General features: G+C 43.7%; 10 protein-coding genes and 1 riboswitch. Of the genes, 3 read left to right on the forward strand and 7 right to left on the reverse strand.

Features of this window, described 5'->3' with window-relative positions; all coding sequences use genetic code 11:
* Positions 1–26 precede the first annotated feature (26 nt).
* Positions 27–124: riboswitch (TPP riboswitch) on the reverse strand.
* A gap of 45 nt (positions 125–169) precedes the next feature.
* The 5 genes from DV872_RS15550 to DV872_RS15570 all read right to left on the reverse strand — a co-directional run bounded on the left by DV872_RS15550 (position 170) and on the right by DV872_RS15570 (position 5,390).
* Entirely contained in the window at positions 170–1,900 is a 1,731-nt protein-coding gene (locus DV872_RS15550) for a hypothetical protein (RefSeq protein ID WP_147283185.1), read from the reverse strand.
* Positions 1,901–2,015: 115 nt separating this feature from the next.
* On the reverse strand, positions 2,016–3,305 hold the full coding sequence (locus DV872_RS15555; protein WP_114630872.1) for an O-acetylhomoserine aminocarboxypropyltransferase/cysteine synthase family protein: 1,290 nt from the start codon (positions 3,303–3,305) through the stop codon (positions 2,016–2,018).
* Between the two features lie 103 nt (positions 3,306–3,408).
* The gene (cysK, locus tag DV872_RS15560; RefSeq protein WP_114630873.1) at positions 3,409–4,329 is read right to left on the reverse strand and encodes a cysteine synthase A; all 921 of its coding nucleotides are present in this window, start codon (positions 4,327–4,329) and stop codon (positions 3,409–3,411) included.
* Positions 4,330–4,414: 85 nt separating this feature from the next.
* The gene (locus tag DV872_RS15565; protein WP_114630874.1) at positions 4,415–4,849 is read right to left on the reverse strand and encodes an Rrf2 family transcriptional regulator; all 435 of its coding nucleotides are present in this window, start codon (positions 4,847–4,849) and stop codon (positions 4,415–4,417) included.
* 109 nt (positions 4,850–4,958) lie between these two features.
* A complete protein-coding gene (locus DV872_RS15570) occupies positions 4,959–5,390 on the reverse strand; it encodes a MarR family winged helix-turn-helix transcriptional regulator (RefSeq protein ID WP_114630875.1) in 432 nt (143 codons plus the stop codon).
* A gap of 138 nt (positions 5,391–5,528) precedes the next feature.
* On the opposite strand from DV872_RS15570, the gene DV872_RS15575 reads away from it, so the two are divergent.
* Genes DV872_RS15575 through DV872_RS15585 form a run of 3 tightly spaced genes read left to right on the forward strand, consistent with a single transcriptional unit; the run spans position 5,529 to position 10,761 of the window.
* Complete coding sequence (locus DV872_RS15575) at positions 5,529–7,712, forward strand: EAL domain-containing protein (protein WP_114630876.1); 2,184 nt, start codon at positions 5,529–5,531, stop codon at positions 7,710–7,712.
* Complete coding sequence (locus DV872_RS15580) at positions 7,709–8,821, forward strand: ABC transporter substrate-binding protein (protein WP_114630877.1); 1,113 nt, start codon at positions 7,709–7,711, stop codon at positions 8,819–8,821. Before DV872_RS15575 ends, DV872_RS15580 begins: the two co-directional genes overlap by 4 nt.
* On the forward strand, positions 8,818–10,761 hold the full coding sequence (locus DV872_RS15585; protein WP_114630878.1) for a sensor histidine kinase: 1,944 nt from the start codon (positions 8,818–8,820) through the stop codon (positions 10,759–10,761). The genes DV872_RS15580 and DV872_RS15585 overlap by 4 nt, the downstream gene beginning before the upstream one ends.
* 62 nt (positions 10,762–10,823) lie before the next feature.
* On the opposite strand, the gene DV872_RS26400 is transcribed toward DV872_RS15585, so the two are convergent.
* Both DV872_RS26400 and DV872_RS15590 read right to left on the reverse strand, forming a co-directional pair.
* A complete protein-coding gene (locus DV872_RS26400) occupies positions 10,824–11,009 on the reverse strand; it encodes a hypothetical protein (protein ID WP_147283186.1) in 186 nt (61 codons plus the stop codon).
* A 263-nt stretch (positions 11,010–11,272) separates the two neighbouring features.
* Complete coding sequence (locus DV872_RS15590; protein ID WP_158547002.1) at positions 11,273–12,010, reverse strand: metallophosphoesterase; 738 nt, start codon at positions 12,008–12,010, stop codon at positions 11,273–11,275.
* Positions 12,011–12,021: the final 11 nt, after the last annotated feature.

Genomic DNA, 12,021 nt, shown 5'->3' on the forward strand with positions numbered 1-12,021 from the left:
CTGGTAATAAATTAACCAGGGGATGTTGGACGTATACGGCCTATTCCTTCGTCGGCATTATCCGAATCAGGTTCAATGGGTATAATCTCAGGCTCCTTTGTCGGAACCACCCCCGGGGTGACTAAATCATATAGACATGATCCCTACCGGTCAATAGCGATGATGGGAGTTATTTCTGTCGATTGATGGCGTCGTCGAATTCGGCCCAGGCCTTTCTTTTTTCCCGTGGGGAATAGGGACGCTCCTGAGGGCCTTTTGCACTGTAGCTTTTTACTCCCCCCTTTGTGGGTATTCCCTTGTTCTTTCTTCTCTTTCTGCGTGAGGGGGGTCTCTGTTTACGTTCCACAACAGGATCATCGGAGAACATGGATATATAGCTGTCGTAACGGCCTGTAAGCCTTAGAACAAAACGGCCGAACCAGCTCATCTCTTTATAGGATTTTTCAAAGAGGGAAAGGAGTTTCAGCTGGAACATTGTGTCCACATTCCTGAAATTCTTCATATCAGCGTGGAAGTAGAGTCCCATGGCATCCTTGATGCGGGAGTTCTTTTTTATTCCTTTTATATCCTGCAGATAGTGGAAAGCCGATTCTGCAACACGGGTGGGTTTTTGTAAGAGTTCCCAAAGCTGCAGCTCCTGCTCTTTCACCCTTGTAAGAATGTCCGAGCGGAAATTACTACGGCTGAAAAACTGGGAATAACGATCGGTTTTATTATGTCGCAGGAGGTCTGTCATCTGATCCTGATAGAGAAAAAGAAGATCCTTTCTTATATCGTCCACGGTTCTTGTAAAGTACTTGAAAAGGAAGTCCCTATGCATCAGCATATTGTTCAGAAGTACAAGATCCGGCTGCTCCTTTGATTCGCCCCTCACAAGAACAGAATTCTTGAATTCCTCTCGGAATCCCGGCCATTTTTCTTCCTTCTCTTTCAGCTTTTCATCCAGTAGACTTATATGAGTCCAGGTGGTCTCTTTTTCCTTGAATTCCTGAATGATCTCTTTCAGGGCCTCTTTCTTTTCCCTGTTTTCTATCTCAGCTTGTTTCATTTCGCTCAGAGTATTCTGAAAATAACTTTGCAGAAGTTGTGCTGATGTGAAGAGCAGAGGGTTCAATCCCTTGAGCCGCAGTTTAAGCTCTTCCTTCTGTGAAAGAAGTTTTTTACACAGATTTATCCAGAAGTCGGGAGATCTTTTGCCCAGACTTGTCTGGAGGTCGCTTATCTTTATTTCAGTAATCCGGGACATGTTCTCCATCACACTCGGACTTGCTGCTTCAGAACGGATATGACCGATCAGTGCGCTGATAAATTCCTCAATCATCCCTGAAGGAATCAGGAGGGGAGCTTTCATCTTCCGGTTTATTCCGATGATGATGAGCTCCTTGTTCTCTGCCGCATAGCCCGGACTGAGCATTGAAGTATCCAGGGGAGTAATCATATCTGCAGGGAGACTGATCCCTTCATCATCATAGGCCTTTGCTGTCAGATAGGGGTGGGGATTCTCATAGATCTGTCTGGCCAGGAGATCTTCTCCCAGGTAATAGTAGAAAGCCAGATCATCCTTTTCAGTCAGTATAATTTGTGAAGCCTTGAGCTCTCCTTCAATAATGGCATACTGAAGAACTCCGATATGAGCTGCCTTGAGCTTTCCCATTAGAAGTTCAAGCTGGTTGTTGGACGCTAGAAATGATTTGGAGCTTTTCAGAATAAACTGATTGTAGTCCAGAACAGGTTCCCAGAAATCACAGAGGTTATGAAAGAGCTGGTATTGAACCTGTGTGAAGCTTCCCAGCTGTGAGAGATACTCCTCTCTTCTGAAGGATTCCATGCGAAAATATTCTGGTGTATCTTTTCTTTTTTCTTCCATTTTCTCTTTTGTTCCGGGAAGCTGTTTCTGCAACAGCAGGGATGTTATAAAAGATAGGGCAGGATAAAGAACAAAACAATAAAAAAAGAGCCGAAAACTGAGTTCCGGCTCTTTCTGTCAGATTATAGTGTTAACGAATTGCATAAGACTATTTCAGAGCCTGATTTATATCCGCTTTAATATCTTTAATATTCTCTATTCCTATGGAAAGACGGATCAGATCTCCTGAAATTCCCGCCGCTGATAGATGTTCCTCAGAGAGCTGAGAGTGGGTAGTGGAGGCAGGGTGAATTGCCAGGCTTTTGGCATCACCCACATTGGCCACATGGGAAAAAAGATTCAGTTTTTCGATAAATCTCTGACCTGCTTCTCTCCCTTCTTTTACACCGAATACCACCATGCCCCCAAAGCCGCGCTTCAGGTATTTTACTGCCATGGTGTGACCGGGATCAGACTTGAGCCCGGGATAGCGTACCCAGGCAACGTCGGGGTGAGCTTCCAGGAATTCTGCTACAGCCATAGCATTTTCAGAATGTCTTTCCATACGGATGGCCAGGGTTTCGATACCCTGCAGGAACATCCAGCAGTTATCCGGAGATATGGCACCACCAAGATTTCTAAGGGGGACAGTACGCATCCTCAGAATAAAAGCTAAGGGGTTGAGATCTCCCAGATCACTGGCAAAACGCAGTCCATGGTAGCCTCCATCAGGTTCATTAAACTGTGAAAACTTGGGATTCTGCCAGTTGAAGGTTCCTGAATCAACTACAATTCCACCTATGGCAGTTCCATGTCCGCCTATCCATTTTGTCAGTGAATGGATAACGATATGGGCACCATGCTCAATGGGACGAAGCAGGTAGGGGGTGGTAAATGTTGAATCCACAACAAGAGGTATTTCATATTCTTTGGAAATAGCCGAGAAGGTTTCAAGATCAGCCACATCGAGGGATGGGTTTCCAATCGTTTCTGTATAAAGGACCCTTGTTTTATCATTGACCGCTGCTCTAATGGCCTCCGGATCTTTAGGGTCCACAAGATGGACTTTGATACCGAATCCCGGGAGGATCTCATTGAACATGGTATGTGTTCCGCCGTAGAGATTGCTGCTGGAAACAACTTCATCTCCTGCGGCGCATATGTTAATGATTGAGTAGAAAATTGCATTGGTTCCTGAGGCCAGCGCCAGTGCCGCAGCACCTCTTTCCAGGGCAGCAACTCTCTCCTCCAGAACTCCCTGAGTAGGATTTCCCAGACGGGTATAGATATTGCCCAGCTCTTTCAGGGCAAAAAGGTTCTGTGCATGTTCTGCCGAATCAAAGAGATAGGCAGTCGTTCTGTGCAGGGGTACTCCTCTGGACTTTGTAGCATCAATGGTCTGTCCGGCGTGGAGCGCCGCAGTTTCAAAAGAAGGATTTTGTATTTCTGAATATGGCATAATCTTGGGTCTCCTTGTATTCCAGGTACTACCTGAGTGAGTAAGATCACCCAGGCGTTTTATTTATTGAGCCCTTAGGGCTTAAGGTCTAAATGTTTAAGGTCTAAATGTCTTCAAAAAGCCAGGTACTGAGATAGCGTTCACCTGTATCACATCCGATGGTCACAATCATTTTACCCTTGTTTTCCGTTCTGTCTGCCAGCATCTCTGCTGCCCGGACATTGGCTCCGGCAGAAATCCCTACCAGGATACCCTCCTCTTTAGCCAGGCGTCTTGATCTCTCTCCGGCTTCAGACGAGGAAACCTGTATGACTCCATCATAGGCATCTGTGTTCAGGACTTCCGGAATGAATCCTGCACCTATTCCCTGGATTTTATGGGGCCCTGCAGTTCCACCTGAAAGGACAGGAGATCCTACGGGTTCTACGGCGTAAGATTTCAAATCAGGGTTTTTCTGTTTGAGAGCCTCACTTAGTCCTGTAATGGTTCCGCCAGTTCCTACAGCGGCGACGATAATATCTACTTTTCCATCAGTAGCTTCCCAGATTTCTTCTGCTGTTGTCAGTCTGTGAATCTCGGGGTTTGCCGGATTGGCAAACTGCTGCAGGATCAGTGAATCATTGATCTCACCATGCAGTTCTTCCGCTTTATCAATGGCAGCCTTCATTCCGCCGCTTCCGGGGGTAAGGACCAGTTCTGCTCCGAAAATCTGGAGCAGTTTTCTACGTTCTATACTCATTGTGTCCGGCATGGTAAGGATAAGCTTGTATCCTCTCTGTGCACATATATAGGCCAGGGCGATACCAGTGTTCCCGCTTGTGGGTTCGATAAGAGTTGTTCCCGCCTTGAGCTTTCCACTCTTTTCTGCGGACTCAATCATGTTTTTACCGATTCTGTCTTTTATACTTCCAAGGGGATTGAAAAACTCAAGTTTAAGGAGGATGTCAGCATCCTTTCCTGTCTTGTTCAATCTCACCAGAGGAGTTTTCCCAACCAGTTCTGTAATATTCTCTGCTATTCTCATAAGTTCCTCCCATTCATATATCTTCTCCTGTACTAAGGGAGCAAATAAAATGCTCTCGTACTCTTCTATCTATCAGCCTGAGGGGCTAGATAAAATACATTGGCACATTGCTTTTATTGACCTGTTTTGACAGATCGGCCAGGTTTATGTCTGCAAGGGTATCTTTAATCGCCTGACTTACCTTGTTCCATACATTGCGTGTAAGGCATTGTCCTGAACGACCGCAGTTATCCTCATCAGTAAGACAGTCCACAATATCCAGACCGCCCTCCATGACTTCTACAATTTCCTTCAGGGTTGTCAGTGCCGGATTCTGTGTCAGCAGGTATCCCCCGTGGGCACCTCTTACTGAACGTATCAGTCCGGCAGCTCTCAGGTTTATTACAATCTGGCTCAGATATTTTTCTGAAATCTCTTCTTTCCTGGCAATCTCGTTTAACTGAGACGGACCCTGTTTATAATTCCAGGCAAGATTGATCATAAGCCTTACGGCATATCTGGATTTTGTTGATAATTTCATAACCTAAATCCTTTAATTCCTATAAATGCTAGTGAAATAGTAGTAATTAAGATCAAAGGATGCAAGAGTTATTTAATGATTTTTTTAAAAAAAATGAAATATTCTGAATTTAATCAGTGTCTAAGCTGTTAACTACAAGCCGATCCAGGACGGAACGGAATACATCAAGCTCTTCCTGTGGGATGTCCTGAATAATTTTATTGTAGAAGGCGTTACATACAGGGAGCAGTTTAGAATACATGCTGTGCCCCTCTTCTGTGCAGAAGAGTTTAACCGCCCGGCGGTCTTTAGGATCAATTTTACGCTCTATCAAACCGTTTTTCACCAAACGGCCAGTGAGTCTGGCAATTGTTGTTTCCTTGGCATGCATCAGCGCGGCAAGCTCTGATTGTCTCAGTTCATCGGATTTCTCAATATAATAAAGTGCTATCCACTGAACCCGAGTTGCACCATAGTCTTTTAAAATCTGATTATAGCTCTCTGTTACCTGTTTGAGACCGAGTGTGGCCAGGTAATAAACGCAATTATCAAGCTGAAACATGGGATGATATTATCTGATAAATTAGATAATATCAAACACTCATTATATTTATTTTTTTTCATATGCCTGATTAAGTATATAAATTGAATTATCAGTATATCTCGTCTATGTTTATAAAATGTAGGAGTCCTGATAATTATGTCTGGAAAACTTGTTTTCAGTGAAAAAAAAGATACTACGGATACAACTAATCTCAAAAAAAGTTGGAAAATCCTTGTGGTTGACGATGATCCGGATGTTCATGAAGCTACAGAATTTGCCCTTAAGGGTGAAGTCGTCTTAGGCAGGAAACTTCAGTTTATACACGCAAACTCCGGAAAAGAATGTCTTGATATTCTGGATAGGAACCTTGACTCGGCTGTAATTATTATGGATGCGGTTATGGAAACCAGAGATTCAGGACTGCAGGCGGTCAGGGTCATCAGGGAAGATCGGCAGATGCACCAGATCCGAATCATTCTCCGCACAGGTCAGCCGGGGGATGTTCCCGAGCTGGATACAATTCATCTATACGATATAAATGATTATAAGACTAAAAGCGAGCTTACCAGAAACAGACTTCTCACATCTATTATCACCGCGATCCGTTCTTTCAGTCAGCTTCAGACTATTGCTGACGGGAAGCTCGGAATGGAACGTATCATAGAATCCAGCCGTTTTCTGCGGCCTGATATGAGTCTCAATGATTTTTCTATTGAAGCGCTGAAAAGAACTTCAGATCTGTATGGTTTTCTTAACAAAGGCCTTTTCTGCCGCTGTTCCATTGGGAGTGCAGACTTTGAAATCATTGCATATCAGGAGGGTTCTCAGGTCTTCCTGCAAAGCGGGGAATCTCCTGTTGTTTTAGAAGATGGAATGGAAAAGGCAATTCTGGATACTTTTCGAACCCGAAGATCAAGATATTTAAAGGACTCAAACAGTCTCTATTTTGACGATTCAGCAGAATACGCTTATGTGCTCTATCTGCAGAGTGATCATTCACTTGAGGATGATATCCCCCTGCTGAATGTATTCACATCTCACCTGTCTCTGATAATGCAGAATTTCCGGCTCTATCACAGAATGGAGCGTCTGGCTTATGAAGATATGAGTCTCGGGATTCCGAATCTCAGTGCTCTGATGCGCAAAATTGAATCTGTCAGAACTGAGTCGAAGGTACTCCACCTTCTGGATATAAATCAGTTCGGAATTCTGAATGATCTTCTTGGTCATAATTATGGAGATCTTGTTCTGGCTTCGGTGGTCAAACGACTTACAGACTCCTTTCCTCCCGGCTCTTTTATTGCCAGAGTATCGGGGGATGTATTTGGAGTTGTCGCCGGAGAATTTCCTTTCGAAAACCTGCAGAGATTCTTTGCTTTGCCCATTCCCGTAGGAGAGGGTGTACAGCAGCTCTCCATGAATGTCGGAATTGTAGTCCTCAATGATGAGAGTCTCAGTGGTTCTGATTATCTGAAAAATGCCCATATAGCACTTAAAAGAGCTAAAAGCGAAGGGATTGGCCGCTCTGTTCTTTATAATCCATCCATCGGTCTTGAGACGAGAGAGAGGATAAGGCTTCTTCAGAATCTTCGTACAGCATTTACCCATGAACAGATGTTCCTGATGTACCAGCCTCAGGTTTCATTAGATGACGGTAGAGCTATCGGGTTTGAGGCATTGATACGCTGGAAAACCAAGGATGGAAAATTTATTCCACCATCAAGATTTATCCCACTGGCAGAACAGGGTGGTTTAATTATCCCCATGGGGACATGGGTCATGAGAATGGCTATGCATGCTCTTTCAGACCTGAACAGCAGTGGATATAGGGACCTGCATATGGCTATCAATGTTTCGGCAATACAGCTCCGGGACCCTGACTTTATTGTTCATCTAAAAGAGTCGTTGAAAGATACAGGAATTGATCCTGCCGGAGTCGAACTTGAAATTACAGAATCTGTTGCTCTCCTGGGTGCCGATCGAGTCATCTCACTGTTTAAGGAGATTAAAACTCTGGGTGTATCCCTGGCAATTGATGACTTCGGAACAGGTTATTCGTCTCTTTCTTCCATCGACAGCTGGCCGGCCGACAGGTTGAAAATCGATAGAGCTTTTATCAGCAGTCTGGGATCAATGGAACCTGGAGGACGTATAGTCGATCTTGTTATTCCTCTTGGGAAAAAGCTTGGTATGAAAGTGCTGGCCGAAGGTATTGAGACCGAAGATGAGGCTCAAAAGCTGAAGGATCTGGGATGTCCTGAAGGACAGGGTTATCTTTACGGAAGGCCAATGGTTTATGATGATGTTTTGAAGTGGTTGAAGGAAAATATAAAAAGATGACCAGGCGTTTGAGAGCTGCCGCTCTGGCCGGTTTCTATTTTATATTTTTAATCTCCTGTTCTGAAAAAGAACCCTATGTTTTTGGTTTTGTCAGCAGTCTGAGCGGACCGAATTCGGATTTGGGTGCAGCAGGAAGAAACGGTGTCCTCCTTGCTGTTGAAGAGTACAATGATAAGGGCGGAATCCATGGTAGACAGATCGAGATTGTCATCAAAGATCATCAGATGGATTCAGCACAGCTGTCACATATCAGCGGAGTTTTTGCAGATGCAGGTATAGAGATTGTAATCGGCCCTTTTACATCAGAGATGACCAAAGCGATACTTCCAATAGCCGATGCCGGTGATCTGATAATACTATCTCCCACAGCTTCTTCAAAAGAGTTTTTAAACCTGGATGATAATCTTATCAGACTGAATTCCTCTACCCTGGAAAATACACAGTATTATGCTGATTTTCTGATTAAAGAGGCTGCTCTAATGAGCTGTGCAGTTCTGTATGATAATCAGAATGAGTCCTTCACAAAAAGCTGGCTGAATGATTTTACCCGGAATTATGAGAAATTGGGCGGGAGGATCGTTATAGCAAAATATTTTAATGCCCAGTTGGATACAGATTTCACTCCGGAATTGGAATCAGTCCTTAATTCTGGTGCCGAGACTCTTTTGATTATTGGAAATTCAATTGATTCTGCCACCCTGATTCAGCAACTGAGGCACATCGATCATACTTTTCCTGTCACTGTCTCTGAATGGGCCGGGACAAAGCAGTTTATAGAACTCGGCGGCAAGGCGGTAGAAGGGGCCATTGTACTTCAGTCATTTAATCCATTTGACGAGTCAGAGTCATATAGACAATTTTATAATAGATACCTTGAGCGTTTTCAAAGTGAACCGACTTTTGCAGCTATCATGAGTCACGATGCCTGCCATGTCCTTTTTCAGGCATTGAATTTAAGAATAGATGAACAGACTATTAAAACCGCAATAATTGAAAATGGTCCTTATGAAGGAATCCAGGAAACTATAGTGATAAACAGTTTTGGCGATACAAAACGCAAGGCTGTCTTTTCAGTTGTAAAGAATGGACAATTCAGGAAGATTGAGTGAAAAGGCGCAGAACAATACCTTTTCGAATTTATATGATTCTACTGTTTATTGTAGTCGGCATGATATCTCTCCTTCTGGTTTCGTCATTTGTTTTTTTCTACAGACTGCCTCAGCTTGAAAAACAGAATGAACAGTCTATTTCTCAAGCATCAGAAGCCCTGGCAGGAAGGTCAGAGCTGATGTTGGGTTCTGTCCTTGAAAAATTGAGATTATTTGCAGTAAGCAGTAATTTTCTGACTCAGGAAGAAATGAGTCATGTTGTTGATGATCTTATTGAGCAGAATGAAGATATTCAGGCTATTTTGTTACTTGATGAAAACGGAATAGTTGTTTCGGCAGCCATTAAGGGACCTGCCTACCAGAGTGGTGGCACAATGATAGGCAGTGATATGTCCTACAACCCCCTTTACCTTGAGGCAATAGATCTCGGCCGGCCTGTATGGAGTGATCAGTATCTTTCTCTGCTGGCAGGTGCTACCACTATAGGGGTAGCAGTTCCCGGTGGACATTATACTGCTATTGCAGAAGTTTCTATAGATTACCTGCTTTCAACCATCAGGCTGGCTGTGGGGAATTTAAATCTTGATGTCTGGGTTATAGACAAACGAGGTGAAGTTGTTGTCGATACGGAGAAGATCTACACACCCGGAGTTGATAACCTCTTCGGTATCGATTTTGTTCAGCAGGCATCCCGGGAGAGTATTACGATTCTGGATGTCAGCTTCAAGGGTGTCAGATATAATATCGCCTCCTCCCTTTCAGATTCCCTGGGATGGATCTTTCTTGTCAGAATGCCTGCAGGTCTGGCTCATCCGGATATCTATTCCCGCATAACAGATATGTTTATTCTCATTATCATCCAGGGCCTTTTTATAGTGGTTATCACTCCTTTTGCCGCCAATCCTCTCTCTCGAAGTATGAAAGATCTTGCAGATTATGCTGCAGAACTCTCAAGTTTCAAGGTACAGGCTCCCTGGGTGTATCAGTCTGTCAGTGAGATCAATAGCCTGGCTGATAATCTGAAGTTTATGGCCGATGAAGTGCAGCAAAGGGAAACTTCTCTCAGGGATCTTAATCATGAATTGGAAGTTCGTGTCATACGAAGAACAAGAGAGCTGAGGGTTGCCAATAAAGATCTTAATATCAGCCTTAGAGATCTTAATATGATGAAAGACGAACTTGTGGAATCAGAAAAGCTTTCTGCTCTCGGTGCTCTGGTTGCCGGAGTCTCCCACGAACTGAATACTCCCCTGGGGAATGCTCTTATGGCAGTATCCACCATGAATGACAGGCATGAGGAGTTTAAGAAAATCAGGGAAGGAGAGCTGACTGTCAATGATCTTGAAGATTATAAGGAACATATTGGAACAGGTCTGGCTATCTCTCAAAGAAATCTGGAGAAAGCCGCAGAACTGGTCCGCAGTTTCAAACAGGTTGCCGTTGATCAGACCAGTTCTAAAAGAAGAAGCTTCTCCCTGGATGAAATGCTCTCAGAGCTCCTGCTGACTCTCCAGCCTCTGATTAAAAGAACACCCATAAAGATAGTCCGTAATTTTCAGATGGGTATTGATATGAACAGCTATCCAGGTATTTTGGGACAGATTATCACCAATCTCATTACTAATGCGGTTGAGCATGGATTTAACGGGAAATATAAGGGAGAGATTTTTCTTTTTTCTGAGCAGGAGAGTCCTGATGAAGTTCTCATCCGTGTTCAGGATAACGGCAGAGGAATGAGTGAAAGTGTCTGCAGGAAAATATTTGAACCATTTTATACCACCCGCCAGGGGCACGGCGGGACAGGACTCGGACTCAGCATAGCCTTTAACGGTGCCAGACAGGTTCTGGGCGGCTCACTAGAAGCCGAGTCCGAGCTCGGTAAAGGATCAACATTTACTCTCAGACTGCCGGTCAATGCACCTCAGCTGGTCGATGAGTAAGTTAGTACGCCATTCCATTTTCTGCTTCTTATATTTTTAAATGAGAATATTAAATGGGAATATTAAATACTGATGTGTCTACAATCTTCTTTCTTTCCTGCATAGGGGCAGTAGTCGTTCAATGTTTTTGGGGAATTGCAGTAGAACCTGATCAGTTTCTCTGATATCCCCTTGGTGGAAAGTGCGTCTCCCCCTTCAAGCAGGGCGGCTAGATTCAGACTCTTACAATGCGGGCAATTTATGTTCATTCCGATATCCTCCTCAGGTTCAAAACTGAGCCTAAGGATGGAGTAATATTTTAATGATACGAGGGTGAGTTGGTGAGTTTTGTGTGGAATAACTTGTTTATTTTGTATTCATCAGGGCTCGCAAATTTGATAATGAGCCGAATATAGCCCATTATCGGATCAATATATGAGCCGAATAGAGTACCTGATCAGCTCATGGAGGTACTATGCCTGTCTGTGGATTTGAACTGGAGTGGCGGTGCGGCTGTAATGAGCGCAGGCAGTCAGGTAATCTGCTTAGGATTATTCGTTCCAGGGAAAACTTGTGTAAGAATAGTACCTTCACTGATTTCAATGATACGAAAACTTGTCCTACAGTCAGACTCAGAGGAGATCCCGTTTCTATTTGTCTGAATAGACATTGGCGGGGATACCATCTGCGTGAGATTGCATACTTTCTGATCATGAACAAAATGATAGTGACCGCAGAGAATGAAAACTTCTTTCTTCTGCTTCATAAGGATTCGGCTGATTTCATCCCTGTTTTTCAGAGAATACTCTCTGTCCATTTCAGTATTACCACAGTCCAGAACAGGATGGTGAATAATGACAAACACCCGCCTGAATCCGCCCTTTTCCAGATGCTTCTGTATCCAGGAACATTGACAAGGGTCGAGTGAGCTCATACTGGAATCGAGAGATAGAAACAGATTCCCATTCTTCAAAGAAGAACTGTAGGCGCGACCTCCTTCTCTCTTCGGGAAATCCCCGAAAGAATCATAATCACGAAAATCGTCATGATTCCCCATAATATATCTATATTTCAGTTTTCGTTCTTTCAATATTCCGAAGAGCCTGTGTACCGATTCTGGGTCTCCCATATCTCCGGTAATAATTATCTCATCAACACTCAATTCATTAAATTTCCCCAGAAGAGTGCTCAGATCCTCAGGGATATCACAGCTGTCCTGAAGAATAGAACGTTCATCCAGATGTAAATCTGTTATATGTGCAATTTTCATTATATCCATTG

This window comes from Oceanispirochaeta sp. M1 (genome assembly GCF_003346715.1).
In the GTDB taxonomy this organism is placed as follows: domain Bacteria; phylum Spirochaetota; class Spirochaetia; order DSM-2461; family DSM-2461; genus Oceanispirochaeta.

What these genes read in the sequence shown, in the direction of transcription:
- DV872_RS15555 (WP_114630872.1), bottom strand. Translation starts at nt 3,305, where the DNA reads ATGCCATATTCAGAAATACAAAATCCTTCTTTTGAAACTGCGGCGCTC.
- cysK (WP_114630873.1), bottom strand. Translation starts at nt 4,329, where the DNA reads ATGAGAATAGCAGAGAATATTACAGAACTGGTTGGGAAAACTCCTCTG.
- DV872_RS15565 (WP_114630874.1), bottom strand. Translation starts at nt 4,849, where the DNA reads ATGAAATTATCAACAAAATCCAGATATGCCGTAAGGCTTATGATCAAT.
- DV872_RS15570 (WP_114630875.1), bottom strand. Translation starts at nt 5,390, where the DNA reads ATGTTTCAGCTTGATAATTGCGTTTATTACCTGGCCACACTCGGTCTC.
- DV872_RS15575 (WP_114630876.1), top strand. Translation starts at nt 5,529, where the DNA reads ATGTCTGGAAAACTTGTTTTCAGTGAAAAAAAAGATACTACGGATACA.
- DV872_RS15580 (WP_114630877.1), top strand. Translation starts at nt 7,709, where the DNA reads ATGACCAGGCGTTTGAGAGCTGCCGCTCTGGCCGGTTTCTATTTTATA.
- DV872_RS26400 (WP_147283186.1), bottom strand. Translation starts at nt 11,009, where the DNA reads ATGAACATAAATTGCCCGCATTGTAAGAGTCTGAATCTAGCCGCCCTG.
- DV872_RS15590 (WP_158547002.1), bottom strand. Translation starts at nt 12,010, where the DNA reads ATGAAAATTGCACATATAACAGATTTACATCTGGATGAACGTTCTATT.